Genomic DNA, 14,213 nt, shown 5'->3' with positions numbered 1-14,213 from the left:
GGGACGTCGCCGCGGCGTTCAGCCGAACGGGTCAACCGGGCCGGAAGGCCTGCGGGGGAAGGGAAAGGCTCGCGAGCACCGCCTCGACTGCGCATCCGGGTCCGGGCGCGGCTGGTTGCTCAACCGTTGCCGCTCAGCTTAGTGCCCCTGCACTATGCTGGACCATCCGGCGTGCGCCGGGCCCGGCGCACGGGGCGCCGGCAACCGGAGAAACGGGTGGCGGATGGGTGGGGCAATGGTCGAAGGCGTGCGCCCGGGTGCGGGGGCGGACGCTTCGGGCGTGGGCGAGGCGGGCGAGCAGGAGCTGCGCCGGCTGCTGGCCGGCCTGACCGCGGTGCGCGACGGCGACTTCGGCATCCGGCTGCCGGGCGAGACCGACGGCCTGCTCGGCGAGATCGCCACCGTCTTCAACGGCATGGCCGACCAGCTGTCCCTGTTCACCTCCGAGGTCACCCGCGTCGCGCGTGAGGTCGGCAGCGAGGGCCAGCTCGGCGGGCAGGCGAAGGTCCCCGGCGTGTCCGGCACCTGGAAGGACCTCACCGACTCGGTCAACGCCATGGCCGGCAACCTCACCACCCAGGTCCGCGACATCGCCCAGGTGGCGACCGCCGTCGCGAAGGGCGACCTGTCGCAGAAGATCGACGTCGACGCCCGCGGCGAGATCCTGGAGCTGAAGGACACCGTCAACACGATGGTGGACCAGCTGTCGTCGTTCGCGGACGAGGTCACCCGCGTGGCCCGCGAGGTCGGCAGCGAAGGCCGGCTCGGCGGGCAGGCGCAGGTCCCCGGCGTCGGCGGCGTCTGGCGCGACCTCACCGACTCGGTGAACTTCATGGCCGGGAACCTGACCGACCAGGTCCGCAACGTCGCCCAGGTGACGACGGCGGTGGCCAAGGGCGACCTCTCGCAGAAGATCACGGTCGACGCCCGGGGCGAGATCCTCGAGCTCAAGAGCACGATCAACACGATGGTCGACCAGCTGTCGTCGTTCGCGGACGAGGTCACCCGCGTCGCGCGCGAGGTCGGCACGGAAGGCCGCCTCGGCGGCCAGGCGGACGTCAAGGGCGTCTCCGGCACCTGGCGCGACCTCACCGACTCGGTCAACTTCATGGCCGGCAACCTCACCGACCAGGTCCGCAACATCGCCCAGGTCGCGACGGCCGTGGCCAAGGGCGACCTGTCGCAGAAGATCCGGGTCGACGCCCGCGGCGAGGTCCTGGAGCTGAAGGACACCATCAACACGATGGTGGATCAGCTGTCCGCGTTCGCGGACGAGGTCACGAGAGTGGCCCGCGAGGTGGGCACCGAGGGCCGGCTGGGCGGGCAGGCGGACGTCAAGGGCGTCTCCGGCACCTGGAAGGACCTGACCGAGTCGGTCAACGTCATGGGCGACAACCTGACCGCGCAGGTCCGCTCGATCGCCCAGGTCACCACCGCCGTCGCCCGCGGCGACCTGTCCCAGAAGATCCGGGTCGACGCCCGCGGCGAGATCCTCGAGCTGAAGGACACCATCAACACGATGGTGGACCAGCTCTCCGCGTTCGCCGACGAGGTCACGCGCGTCGCGCGCGAGGTCGGCACCGAGGGCAACCTCGGCGGCCAGGCCACGGTCCGCGGCGTCTCGGGGACCTGGAAGAACCTCACCGACAACGTCAACGTGATGGCGTCCAACCTGACCGGTCAGGTCCGCTCGATCGCCCAGGTCGCGACGGCGGTCGCCCGCGGCGACCTGTCCCGCAAGATCACCGTCGAGGCCAAGGGCGAGGTCGCGGCGCTCGCCGACGTCATCAACACGATGGTCGACACGCTGTCCGCGTTCGCCGACGAGGTCACCCGCGTCGCCCGCGAGGTCGGCACCGAGGGGATGCTCGGCGGGCAGGCGCGTGTGCCGAACGTCGCGGGCACCTGGAAGGACCTCACCGACAACGTCAACTCGATGGCGAACAACCTCACCGGGCAGGTCCGCAACATCGCCCAGGTGACCACCGCCGTCGCGCAGGGCGACCTGACCCGCAAGATCGACGTCGACGCCCGCGGCGAGATCCTGGAGCTCAAGACCACGATCAACACGATGGTCGACCAGCTCTCCGCGTTCGCCGCGGAGGTCACCCGCGTCGCGCGCGAGGTCGGCAGCGAAGGCCGGCTCGGCGGGCAGGCCGAGGTCGAAGGCGTGTCCGGTACCTGGAAGCGGCTGACCGAGAACGTCAACGAGCTGGCCGGGAACCTCACCCGCCAGGTCCGCGCGATCGCCGAGGTGACCAGCGCCGTCGCCGAGGGCGACCTGACCCGCTCGATCACCGTCGACGCCTCCGGCGAGGTCGCCGAGCTGAAGGACAACATCAACTCGATGGTCGAGTCGCTGCGCGAGACCACGCGGGCGAACCAGGAGCAGGACTGGCTCAAGTCCAACCTGGCCACGATCACCGGGCTGATGCAGGGCCGCCGTGACCTCGCCGTCGTCGCGGCCGCGGTGATGGACGAGCTCGTCCCGCTGGTCAACGCCCAGTACGGCGCGTTCTACCTGGCCGACGACACGGCCGAGATCCCGGAGCTGCGGCTGGTCGGCGCGTACGGCCACCCGGACGACAACGCGGGCCCGGTGGTGCGGTTCCGGGTCGGCCAGTCGCTGGTCGGGCAGGCCGCGCGCAGCCGCCGCCCGATCGCGGTCGACGACGTCCCGCCCGGTTACGCCACCATCTCGTCGGGTCTCGGCCGGACCGCGCCGGCCAGCCTGATCGTGCTGCCGATCGTGGTCGAGGACCAGGTGCTCGGCGTGCTGGAGCTGGCCTCGATGCACGGCTTCACCGCGGTGCACCGGGCGTTCCTCGAGCTGCTCATGGAGCAGATCGGCGTCAACGTCAACAGCATCGTCGCCAACGCCCGCACCGACGAGCTGCTCGGCGAGTCGCAGCGGCTGACCGCGGAGCTGCAGGCCCGGTCCGAGGAGCTGCAGGCGCGCCAGGAAGAACTCCAGTCGTCCAACGCCGAGCTGGAGGAGAAGGCCGCGCTGCTGGTCACGCAGAACCGCGACATCGAGACGAAGAACCTGGAGATCGAGCAGGCCCGCCAGGAGCTGGAAGCGCGCGCCCAGCAGCTGACGCTGGCGTCGAAGTACAAGTCGGAGTTCCTGGCCAACATGAGCCACGAGCTGCGGACCCCGCTCAACAGCCTGCTCATCCTCGCCCAGCTGCTCGCGCAGAACCCGACCCGCAACCTCACCGCGAAGCAGGTCGAGTACGCCGGCATCATCCACTCCGCCGGGTCGGACCTGCTGCAGCTGATCAACGACATCCTCGACCTGTCCAAGGTCGAGGCCGGGAAGATGGACGTCAGCCCGGAACAAGTGTCACTGCGTGGGCTGCTGGACTACGTCGAGGCGACGTTCCGGCCGATGACGTCGCAGCGCAACCTGGACTTCCGGATCACCGTCGCGCCCGGGTCGCCCACCGAGCTGCTCACCGACGACTCGCGGCTGCGGCAGGTCCTGCGCAACCTGCTGTCCAACGCCGTCAAGTTCACCGAGGTCGGCGTGATCGAGCTGCACATCGAGCGGGTGGAGCCCGACCGGCTGCCGCGGCCGCTGCGCGCGCACGGGCCCGCGGTCGCCTTCCGCGTCGCCGACTCCGGCATCGGCATCGCCGAGCACCAGCTGGAGTCGATCTTCGGCGCGTTCCAGCAGGCCGACGGCACCACCAGCCGCAAGTACGGCGGCACCGGGCTCGGCCTGTCGATCAGCCGCGAGATCGCCCAGCTGCTCGGCGGGTTCATCACCGCGGAGAGCACCCCCGGCGAGGGCAGCACGTTCACCTTCTCGCTGCCGGTCGCGCGGCCGGACTTCGAGACGCGCCCGCCGGGCGAGGAGACCCGGGCCGCGGTGACGGCCGGGGACACCGGCGCCGGGCTCGTGGTGCCGGCGGCCCGCACCCACCGCCGGCTGCTGGTGGTCGAGGAGCGCCAGCACGGCCTGCTGACGCTCGTGGCCGAGAGCGCCGCCGCGGACCTGGCCGACAGCCGCGACATCGGCATCTCGCCCGCCGAGGTCGAGGTCGTCACCGCGGTCGGCACCCAGGAGGCCGCGGCCGCGCTGGCCACCGACGCCTACCACTGCGTGGTGCTGGACCTGGACCTGCCCGAGCGGGCCGCGTTCGGCTTCCTCGACGCGATGCAGGGCGACGCCGCGCTGCGGCTCGTCCCGGTGCTGGCGCACAACAGCCGCCGCCTCGACACCGAGCTGGAGCAGCTGCTGCAGTCCCGGTCGGACGTCCACGCCCTGGAGGTCCTCTCCGGCCTCGACGAGCTGCGGGAGCGGATCGCGCTGCACCTGTCGGCGGAGAAGCCCGGCGCGGTGCTGCCGCTGGTCCGCGCGGACGAGCCGGCCGCGCCGGTGACGGCGCGCGAGGTGGACACCACGCTGGCCGGGCGCACGGTGCTGATCGTCGACGACGACCCGCGCAACGTCTACGCGCTCACCGGGATCCTGGAGCTGCACGGGATGCAGGTGCTGCACGCCGAAGACGGCCGCAAGGGCGTCGAGACGGTCGCGGCGCACCCCGGGATCGACCTGATCCTGATGGACGTGATGATGCCGGAGATGGACGGCTACACCGCGACCGCGAAGATCCGCGCGATGCCGGAGCACGCCACGATCCCGATCGTGGCGGTGACGGCGAAGGCGATGCCGGGAGACCGCGAGAAGAGCCTCGCGTCGGGCGCCACCGACTACGTGACCAAGCCCGTCGACGCGGACGACCTGGTCGCCCGCATCAAACGGCACCTGACGGCCTGATCGGGGAGCCCGCTTGCCTTCCGAAGAACCGGGCGTGCCCGTGCTGGCGCCGCCCGCCGAGGTGTCGGCGAACCTCGCCCGGCTCGCCGACACCGTCGCCCGCCTGCGGGCCGAGGTCGACCACGCGCACGCCGTCGCCGACGGCCGCGCGCTGATCGAGCTGGCCAAGGGCGTCCTGATGGAACGCCTGCACTGCTCGCCCGCCGACGCCGCGAAGCAGCTGGAGTCGCTCGCGCAGCGGTCCGGGCTGACGCCGCTGGAGTTCGCGGCGGACGTCGTCGGCGAGGCCGCCGAGGACCGCATCACCGACGTGGCGCAGGACTTCCTCGCCCGCACGGAAGCGGACTCCGTCGCGGTTCGCTTGCGCACGGCGGAAAGCGGCGCACTGGCGGCGGGGGACACCCAGCGTGTCGCGGAGTCGATCCTGGAGCACGCGCTGCGGCCGCTCGGTGCGACCGCCGTCGCGGTCTGGCTCGCCGGGCCCGACGGCTCGCTGACGCTGGCCGGCTCGGCCGGGTTCTCGGCCGAGGAAGCCGCGCGCTGGCGCTACGTCCCGCCCGGCGTCGCGACGCCGGCGCGCAGCGCGCTGATCGAGCGTGACACGGAATGGTTCACCACGCTCGCGTCGTCCGGGCTGCCGTCGATCGGGCAGCACACCCTCGCCGGCGGCGGCCGGGTCGCGGTGCCCACCGGCACCGGCGGCCGGATCATCGGCGTCGTCGAGATGTGCTGGCCGGAACCGCTGCCCGCCGAGCCCGGGCGCGAACGCCGTCAGCTGGAGGCCCTAGCCGAGCTGTGCGCGCACACCCTCGACACCTGGGACGGCGTCGTCGCGCCGCCGGCCACCGGCGGCGCCGGTGACCTCCTGGGCGAGCTGGTGGACTTCGTCGACGGCCTGCACGACCCGGCCGTGCTGCTCTCGCCGTGCCTCGACGGCGGCGACCGGCTCAGCGACTTCCGCATCCACCACGCGAACGTCCGGTTCGCCGACCCGGGCGGCCGGCCGCGCAGCCTGCTCGTCGGGTCGAGGCTGCTGGAGGCGTACCCGCTCGCGGCCGAGGAAAGCGGGCTGCTGGACAAGATCCGGCGCGTCTACGCCACCGGCGAGCCGTTCCGCGCCGACAACATGGCCGTCACGACGCTGGTCGACCAGGTGCCGCTGACCGTGCTGACCGACGTCAGCATCACCCGCTTCGCCGGCAACGTGCTGCTCATCCTGCGCATCCAGGACGACGCCGCGAAGCTCGCGGTGCTGCTGCAGCACGCCCAGCGCCTCGGGCGCATCGGCGGTTTCGAGGAGAACGTCGTCACCGGGGCGATCACCTGGAACACCGAGCTGTTCGCGCTCTACGGCCTGCCGCCCACCGCCTCGCCGCTGTCGCTGCACCAGCTGACCGGGTACGCGCACCCCGACGACGCCCAGGCGATCGGCCGGTTCCTGCGCACGGTCCTGCACCACAAGCGCCCGGGGTCCACGGCGTTCCGGCTGCAACGCTCCGACGGCGTCGCCCGGCACATCCGGGTGGTCGCCGAGCCGGTCGTCGACGGCCGCGGCGAGCTGGTCGCGGTGCGCGGGGCCTACCAGGACGTCTCGTCGCAGCACTGGACCGAGGTCGCGCTGGCCGCGACCCGCGACAGGCTGGCCGAGACCGAGCAGGAGGCGATCGAGCGCAACCGGCTCACGCTGCAGCTGCAGCACGCGATCATGCCGCCCGCGAAGGGGCCGCTCGACATGCTGGGCCTGCGCGCCGCCGTCCGCTACCGCCCGGCGGAGAAGGAACACCTGGTCGGCGGCGACTGGTACGACGCCGTCGCGCTGCCGACCGGGGAGATCCTGCTGTGCGTGGGCGACGTCGCCGGGCACGGCATCGACGCCGCCACCGGCATGGTCAGCCTGCGCAACGCCCTGCGCGGCCTCGCGGCCACCGGCGCCGGGCCGGCGCAGCTGCTGACCTGGCTCAACCTGGTGGCCTACCACCTCACCGACCACGTCACGGCGACCGCGGTCGCCGCCGTGTTCGACCCGGCGACCCGGAAGCTGCGCTGGGCGCGGGCCGGGCACCTGCCGCCGATCGTGCGGCACCGCGACGGCACGGCGACGACGTTGCCGCTGATCCGCGGCTCACTGCTCGGCGCGCTCCGGGACGTCGTCTACCAGGAGGAAACCGTCCAGCTGGCCGACGGCGACATCCTGCTGATCTACACCGACGGCCTGATCGAACGCCGCGACGCGCCCGTGCAGGAGTCTGTGGCGCGGCTGGTCACGCTGGTCGAAGGCCACGAAGGCGGGCTGGAACACCAGCTCGACACGCTGCTCACCTACAGCACAGCCGACACCGACGACGACACCTGCGTGGTCGGCATCGAGGTCACCGGCTGAAGACGTCCGCGAGGATCTCGGCCCCGTCGACGACCCGCGGCCCGGGACGGTTGAAGTACGCGGGCCCGTCGAGGACGTGGACCCGGCCGTGCCGCACGGCGGGCAGCTCCGCCCAGCCCGGCCGCTTCGCCAGCTGGGGGAGTTCCGCGCGGGTGCGCTCCGGGGTGAAGCCGCAGGGGAGCAGGAGCAGCACGTCAGGCTGGGCGTCGACGACGGCGTCCCACGCGATCGGCCGCGTGTGCTCCCCGGCCTTCCCCAGCAGCGGCTCGCCGCCGGCGAGGGCGATCTGCTCCGGCACCCAGTGCCCGGCCGGCCAGATCGGGTCGAGCCACTCCAAGGCGGCCACGCGGGGCGTTCCGGGGGCCTTCCGGACGGCGTCGAGGCGGTTCCGCAGCCCGGCGACCTCGGCTTCGGTCCGGTCCGGGACGCCGAGGACGTCCCCGACGCGGCGGAGGCAGTCGAGGACACCGTCGATCGTCGCCGGTTCGAGGCTGACGACGAGCGGCCCGGTGTCGAGGGTCCGCACCGCTTCGGACACCCGCTCGTAGGAGACCGCGCAGACGCCGCAGAGATCCTGGGTGAGGATGACGTCGGGGTTCGCCGCGGCCAGCGTGTCGCCGTCGAGGGTGTAGAGCGCCGAGCCGCTGTGCCGCGCGCCGCCGACGGCCTCGGAGATCTCGCGGCTGGACAGCGCGTCCGGATCGAACTCCGCCCGCGTCACGACCGGGATGTGCTCGACCTCGCCCGGCGGCCAGTCGCACTCGTGGGTGCGGCCGACGAGGTCGGGCAGCAGACCGAGCGTCGCGACGATGTCGGTCGCGGCGGGCAGCAACGAGACGATCCGCATCAGGGGTTCACGGCCAGCACCAGGAAGCCGGCCAGCAGGACCAGGTGGACGCCGCCCTGCAGGCGGGTCGCGCGGCCGGGGACGACCGTCAGGACGCTGACCACCACGGTCAGGGCCAGCAGCACGATCTGCGTCGAGCCGAGGCCGAGCAGCAGCTCACCCGGCAGCCAGATCGACGCCAGGGCGATCGCCGGGATCGTCAGGCCGATGCTCGCGATGGCCGAGCCGTAGGCCAGGTTGAGGCTGATCTGCATCCGGTCGCGCTGGGCCGCGCGGGTCGCGGCGAGGGTCTCCGGGAGCAGCACCAGCAACGCGATCACGACGCCGACGAACGACTGCGGGAACCCGGCCGCGCGCACGCCCGCCTCGATCGCCGGGGACTCCACCTTGGCCAGGCCGACCACCGCGACCAGCGCCACCAGCAGCAACGCGAGACTGCCGAGCGCGGCCTTGCTCGTCGGCGGGTCGGCGTGGTCGTCCTCCTTGACCTCGCCGTCGGCGGCCACCGGGAGGAAGAAGTCGCGGTGCCGGACGGTCTGGGTCAGCACGAACATCCCGTAGAGCACCAGCGACGCGAGCGCGGCGAAGGTCAGCTGGGCGCTCGAGAACGCCGGGCCGGGTGTGCTCGAGGTGAACGACGGCAGCACCAGGCTCAGCGTGGCCAGCGTCGCGACCGTGGCCATCGCCGCGCCGCTGCCTTCGGGGTTGAACAGCGTCGAGCCGTAGCGGCGCGCGCCGACGAGCAGCGAGATGCCGACGATGCCGTTGGTCGTGATCATCACCGCGGCGAACACGGTGTCGCGCGCCAGCGACGTCGCGTCCGGGCCGCCGGAGACCATCATCGTGACGATCAGCGCGACCTCGATGACGGTCACCGCGACCGCCAGCACCAGCGACCCGAACGGTTCACCCACCCGGTGGGCGACGACCTCCGCGTGGTGCACCGCCGAGAGCACGGTAGCGCCGAGCGCGATCGCGACGACGGCCACGAAGACCGGCCCGAGGTCGCGACCCCAGGCCACGACCAGCACGAGCACCCCCAGCACCGGGGTGACGGAGGTCCAGGACGTCAGGAAGGATCTCAGGGCGGCCATGCCCTCCACCCTGTCACACCACCGGTCACTTTGCGTGGTCGTAAGGCCATTCTCACATTTCCGGCAGCTGTCCAGTGTGGACGGTCAGCGGCGGCCGGCCAGCGGGCTGGTGTCGCACGCCCGGTCCGGGATCCGCACCGCCGGCAGGCCGAGCAGGACGCTCGTGCGCTTCCCGGTGCGGGAGTGGTCCTGGCCCGCCTTCGGCAGCCCGGCAGTGTCGCGTGTGGACAGTGCGTGTTCGCCGTGGCCCTTGACGCACTCGGGGTCCGGGCCGTCCAGGGGCAGGCCGGTGAAGAACTTCGCCGCCATGCAGCCGCCCTGGCAGCTGTCGTAGGCCACGCACGAGGAGCACGCGCCGCCCGTCTGCGGCCGGCGCAGGTCGGCGAACAGCGCCGAGTCCCGCCACACCGGGCCGAACCCGGCGCCGCGGACGTTGCCGGCCTTGAACGCGTCGTGGATGGCGAACGGGCAGGCGTAGACGTCGCCGATGGGGTCGATCAAGCAGACGACCCGGCCCGCGCCGCACAGGTTCAGCCCGGGCAGGGGCGTGGAGCCGAGCGCGTTGAGGTGGAAGAACGAGTCGCCGGTCAGCACACCCTCGCCGTGGGCCACCAGCCAGTCGTACAGCTCGAGCTGCTGCTCGGCGGCCGGGTGCAGGTCGTCCCAGACGTCGGCGCCGCGCCCGGACGGGCGCAGCCGGGTGATCCGCAGCTGCGCGCCGAAGTCGTCCGCGATGCGCTTGAACTCGTCGAGCTGCGAGACGTTGTGCCGGGTCATGACGACGGAGATCTTGAAGTCCTTCATCCCGGCGTCGGCCAGGTTGCGCAGCGCCCGCATCGCCATGTCGTAGGAGCCCGGGCCGCGCACGGCGTCGTTGACCTCGCGGGTGGCGCCGTCGAGCGAGATCTGGACGTCGACGTAGTCCGTGCTCGCGAGCTGTTCCGCCCGCGCCGGGGTGATCTTGACGCCGTTGGTGGAGAACTTGATCCCGACGTGGTGGGCGATCGCGTAGTCCAGCAGCTCCCAGAAGTCGCTCCGGACGGTCGGTTCGCCGCCGCCGACGTTGACGTAGAAGACCTGCATCCGCTCCAGCTCGTCGATCACCGCCTTGATCTCGGCGGTCGACAGCTCGCGCGGGTCGCGCCGGCCCGAGGACGAGAGGCAGTGCTCGCACGCCAGGTTGCAGGCGTAGGTCCATTCCCAGGTCAGGCAGATCGGTGCGGTGAGGCCGTACTTGAACTGGTCGACCAGGGCCGGGACGCTCACGGGTCCTCCACGATCATGTCGGTGGCGACGAGGGATTCGAGGGCGGTGAGAAAGCTCGCCCGGCGGGCTTCCCCGAGCTCGGCCGCGTCGAGCGCGTCGCGCAGGCTGGCGTGGGTCGCCAGCTCGCGGACGAACGCGACGAGGTCCGGGGACTTGAGGAACGACAGCTTGCGGTTCCCGAAGTGGTAGGCGAGCGCCCCGAACGGTTCGGGGCGCAGCGCCACCTGCGGGTTGAGCCGGTACGCGGCGTCGAGGTTCACCTGAGTGTCCTCTGTGGACGTTTTAGTAGACACCGCACATACCGTCGATCGAGACTTCTTCGACGAGCAGCTCTTCGACAGGCTCCTCGATCGGCTCCTGGATGTCCGGGGTTTCCTCGGCCATGCTGTCCTCCTCCGGTCGGGTGGTCACTGGGCGTGGACGATGACGCCGCGGATGTTCTTGCCGTCGCGCAGGTCCTGGTAGCCCTCGTTGACCTGGTCGAGGGTGTACTTGCGGGTCACCAGCTCGTCGAGCTTGAGCTTCCCGGCGTCGTAGAGCCGCAGCAGGCGCACGATGTCGTACTGCGGGTTCGCCGAGCCGAAGAGCGTGCCCTTGATCGTCTTCTCGAACAGCGTCATCACGCCGCCGGAGACGTGCACGGTGAGCTTCTCGGGGTTGGCGAGCCCGGTGATGACGACGGTGCCGCCCTTGCCGACGACGTCGAAGGCCTGGCTGACGACGTCCTCCTCGACGGTGCCGACGGTGATCAGCGCCTGGTCGGCCAGCTGGCCCCAGGTGAGCTCGTTGACCTTCTCCGCGGCTTCGGCGGCGGTGGCGAAGGCGTGGGTGGCGCCGAACTTGAGCGCGGCCTCCCGCTTGAACTCCACCGGGTCCACGGCGACGACGTACTTCGCGCCGGCGTGCGCGGCGCCCTGCACGGCGTTGATGCCGATGCCGCCGATGCCGTAGACGACGGTCGTGTCGCCGGCCCGGACGCCGCCGGCGTAGTTGGCCGTGGCCCACCCGGTGGGCACCCCGCAGCCGACGAGCACGGCGGTCTCCAGCGGCAGCCAGTCGTCGACCTTGACGACCGAGTGCTGCGAGATGGTGGCGCGCTCGGAGAACGTGCCGAGCATGCACATCGCGCCGAAGTCCTGGCCGCCGGCGTGGAAGCGGAAGGTGCCGTCCGGCATGTGGCCGTCGAGGATGGTGGCGCCCATGTCGCACAGGTTCTGGCGGCCGGTGGAGCAGTAGCGGCAGGTGCCGCAGTTCGGGATGAAGCTGCACACGACGTGGTCGCCGGGCTGCACTTTCGTGACGCCGGGGCCGACGTCCTCGATGATCCCGGCGCCCTCGTGCCCGCCGATGATCGGGAACCGCGGCACGAGGTCGTTGTCGATCAGGTGCAGATCCGAGTGGCACAACCCGGCGGCGGTGTACTTGATCAGCACCTCGCCCGGCCCGGGCCCGTCGAGGTCGAGCTCCATCAGCTCGAACGGCTTCCCGGCATCGAACAATACGGCTGCCTTGGTCTTCACGGCCATCTCCTCAACGTGCGGCGGTGCACCCCTACGCAGCCGATTGTGTGCAGCGGGAAGGGCCGCGAAGTGTCCGATTCCCGGACAGTGCCAGTTCAGCGGACCCGCAGCGCGCGCATCCGGTTGTAGAGCGTGGAGCGGCTGATGCCCAGCTGCTTGGCCGCGTGCACCTTGTTGCCGCCGCACGCCCTCAGCGTCCGGACGATGACGTCGTACTCCGCCTGTTCCCAGCCGCTCAGGGCCGCGCCCGGGGCGGTCGACGCGCAGCCCGGGGCGACGTCCTCCGCGGTCAGGTCGCCCGCCGAGCGGCGGTCGGCGGCCGCCGAGAGGACTCCGGCCAGCTCGCGGAGGTTGCCCGGCCACTGCTGTGAGCCCAGCAGCTCCAGCGCGCCCGGCGTCAGCCGCAGCGACGCGCCGGAGTCGCGCAGCAACGCGCGGGCGATCGACGGGATCTCGTCGCGGCGCTCCCGCAGCGGCGGCAGCTCGATGCGCCGGTGCACGCGCGCCGCGAGGGTCGCCTGCTCGCCGTGCAGTTCCGACGCCGGGCCGCTGACCAGGGCGAACCACGCCGTGGTCGTGTCCAGGAGCCGGGACAGGCGCACCGCGGCCAAGGGCGGGAGCAGCTGGATGCCGTCGATCACCAGCAGGCCGGGCGTACCGGCCGCGGCCTCCACGCCGGCGCACCACGACGCCGCTCCGGAGACGACGTCCGAGGCGTCGAACTCGACCACCGGTGCGTCGCCGGCGACGACCCGCGCCGCCGTGCTGCGGCCGGCGCCCGGCTCGCCGCAGATCAGGACCCGGCGGCGGGCGCGGCCGGCGTTGCGGAGGCGGTCCTCCACCGCCGTCGGGAACAGCTCGCGCGTGCCGCGCGGGCGGGACACCACCGGGCTCGCCGGGCGGACCGGGGCCAGCTCGAACAGCAGCCCGGCGTTCGCCGACACCGCCTCGACCCGGACCTCGACCGGCGTGCCCGAGGTCAGCCGGATCCGCCGGACCCCGCGCCGGGTGCGGCCGAGCTCCTGCAGCAGCCGGTGGTCGGCGGTGTCGACCAGCTCGGTCGCCGCGGTGTTGGCCAGCACGACGTTCTGGCCGAGGGCCAGCACCGCGCCCGCCCGGTGCTGCACCGACTGGAACGCCGCCAGCAGCTGCTGCTCGGCGAGCTTCGCGCCGTCGAGCAGCCGCCGTTCGATGTCGGACACCGCGCGCCGCAGGAACGGCCCGAGCAGCGGGTTCGCGTCGCCCGCCGGACCGGTGATGTCGAGGACGCCGGCCAGGCGCCGGGTCGCCGGGTGCGTCACCGGGTGGCCGTAGCAGGTGAACTGCTTCATCGCCTCGAGGAAGTGCTCACCGCCGTCGACCGCGACGCCGCGGCGGGTCTCGAACGGCGTCGCGAGGGCGTTCGTCCCGGTCCGCTCCTCCAGGAACTGGCAGCCGGGCACCGCGCTGATGTCCTCCAGGGCCAGCTCCACGGACCGCTCGGTGAACCGCCGCGCGACGATCCGGCACTCGTGGTCGGCCAGCACGACGCAGAACCGGGTGCCGGCCAGCTGCCGGGCCAGCTCGTCGAGCACCGGCGACGCGGCACGCAGCAGCCGGCTGCGGCTGTCGACGTCGGTGACGTCCAGCCGGTCGACGGCCGCCCCGGGGGAGAGCCCGGACAGCTCGGCCCGCCGCCACGACTGCGCGATCTCGGTCCGCAGGTCCACCTTCGCACTCCTCGTCGAGCCGATCGGGTACCCGCCGCCCATCATCACACGGACCGCGCGCGGGGTGAACCGCTCAAACCGTTCCCACCCAAGGGTTCGGTGATCATCGGACCGGGTGGCCGTCTTCACACAGGAGCAGCTCGCCCGATCGGACGGCGGCCAGCGCGGCGGCGACCCGACGGGCGAGGACCGGCTGGAGTCCGGGTGTCGCGTCGGCGAGCGAGAGCAGGTGGGCCGAGACGATCTCGGCGTCGGTGAACGTCAGGCGGGTGACGTCGTCCTCGGTCACCAGGCCGCCGTCGAAGACGAAGTTGAGGCCCTCGGGCAGCCGGCCCGCCGGCTGGTGGTCGAGCACCAGGAGGCGTCCCGCCGGCCGGTCGAGCCCGAGTTCTTCGCGCAGTTCACGCACAGCCGTGTGCCACGGGGCCTCACCCGCCTCGCCGGCGCCGCCCGGGATTTCCCAGAACGGCTGGTACGACGGCCGGACGAACAGCACATGATCCGCCGTGTCGCGCAGAAGCACCCCGGCCGCCGTCCGCTTGCGGTCGAGGGAGCGGACGTACTCGTCGAAGGGCAGTAGTTCCACCCGGGCAACGTAACCCGGCCCCGTC

General features: G+C 72.3%; 10 protein-coding genes. 2 read left to right on the top strand and 8 right to left on the bottom strand.

The genetic code is table 11. The annotated features are described in order from the left end of the window. Window positions 1–235: 235 nt before the first annotated feature. Both OG570_RS36880 and OG570_RS36875 read left to right on the top strand, forming a co-directional pair. Window positions 236–4,786 carry a HAMP domain-containing protein gene (locus OG570_RS36880; protein WP_326953475.1) on the top strand — a complete coding sequence of 1,517 codons (4,551 nt, stop codon included), beginning with the start codon at window positions 236–238 and terminating at the stop codon, window positions 4,784–4,786. A 13-nt stretch (window positions 4,787–4,799) separates the two neighbouring features. Then, complete coding sequence (locus OG570_RS36875; RefSeq protein ID WP_326953474.1) at window positions 4,800–7,166, top strand: SpoIIE family protein phosphatase; 2,367 nt, start codon at window positions 4,800–4,802, stop codon at window positions 7,164–7,166. On the opposite strand, the gene OG570_RS36870 is transcribed toward OG570_RS36875, so the two are convergent. The 8 genes from OG570_RS36870 to OG570_RS36835 all read right to left on the bottom strand — a co-directional run bounded on the left by OG570_RS36870 (window position 7,156) and on the right by OG570_RS36835 (window position 14,188). Then, entirely contained in the window at window positions 7,156–8,013 is an 858-nt protein-coding gene (locus OG570_RS36870; RefSeq protein ID WP_326953473.1) for a cobalamin-binding protein, read from the bottom strand. The two genes, OG570_RS36875 and OG570_RS36870, sit on opposite strands and share 11 nt — an antisense overlap. Continuing rightward, the gene (locus tag OG570_RS36865) at window positions 8,013–9,107 is read right to left on the bottom strand and encodes a calcium:proton antiporter (RefSeq protein ID WP_326949409.1); all 1,095 of its coding nucleotides are present in this window, start codon (window positions 9,105–9,107) and stop codon (window positions 8,013–8,015) included. The genes OG570_RS36870 and OG570_RS36865 overlap by 1 nt, the downstream gene beginning before the upstream one ends. A gap of 84 nt (window positions 9,108–9,191) precedes the next feature. Beyond that, on the bottom strand, window positions 9,192–10,373 hold the full coding sequence (mftC, locus tag OG570_RS36860) for a mycofactocin radical SAM maturase (RefSeq protein WP_326953472.1): 1,182 nt from the start codon (window positions 10,371–10,373) through the stop codon (window positions 9,192–9,194). Further along, window positions 10,370–10,633 carry a mycofactocin biosynthesis chaperone MftB gene (gene mftB / locus OG570_RS36855; protein ID WP_326949411.1) on the bottom strand — a complete coding sequence of 88 codons (264 nt, stop codon included), beginning with the start codon at window positions 10,631–10,633 and terminating at the stop codon, window positions 10,370–10,372. Before mftB ends, mftC begins: the two co-directional genes overlap by 4 nt. 22 nt (window positions 10,634–10,655) lie before the next feature. Further along, entirely contained in the window at window positions 10,656–10,757 is a 102-nt protein-coding gene (gene mftA, locus OG570_RS36850) for a mycofactocin precursor MftA (RefSeq protein ID WP_326953471.1), read from the bottom strand. A gap of 23 nt (window positions 10,758–10,780) precedes the next feature. Continuing rightward, on the bottom strand, window positions 10,781–11,893 hold the full coding sequence (locus tag OG570_RS36845) for an NDMA-dependent alcohol dehydrogenase (RefSeq protein ID WP_247051566.1): 1,113 nt from the start codon (window positions 11,891–11,893) through the stop codon (window positions 10,781–10,783). A 95-nt stretch (window positions 11,894–11,988) separates the two neighbouring features. After that, window positions 11,989–13,602, bottom strand: coding sequence for a sigma-54-dependent Fis family transcriptional regulator (locus OG570_RS36840; protein WP_326953470.1), 1,614 nt, complete (start codon window positions 13,600–13,602; stop codon window positions 11,989–11,991). A 103-nt stretch (window positions 13,603–13,705) separates the two neighbouring features. Then, on the bottom strand, window positions 13,706–14,188 hold the full coding sequence (locus OG570_RS36835) for an NUDIX hydrolase (RefSeq protein ID WP_326953469.1): 483 nt from the start codon (window positions 14,186–14,188) through the stop codon (window positions 13,706–13,708). Window positions 14,189–14,213: the final 25 nt, after the last annotated feature.

Source organism: Amycolatopsis sp. NBC_01286 (assembly GCF_035982555.1).
GTDB lineage: Bacteria > Actinomycetota > Actinomycetes > Mycobacteriales > Pseudonocardiaceae > Amycolatopsis.
Note: the sequence above shows the minus strand (reverse complement) of the source record. Positions and strands in the feature narration are given on the sequence as shown.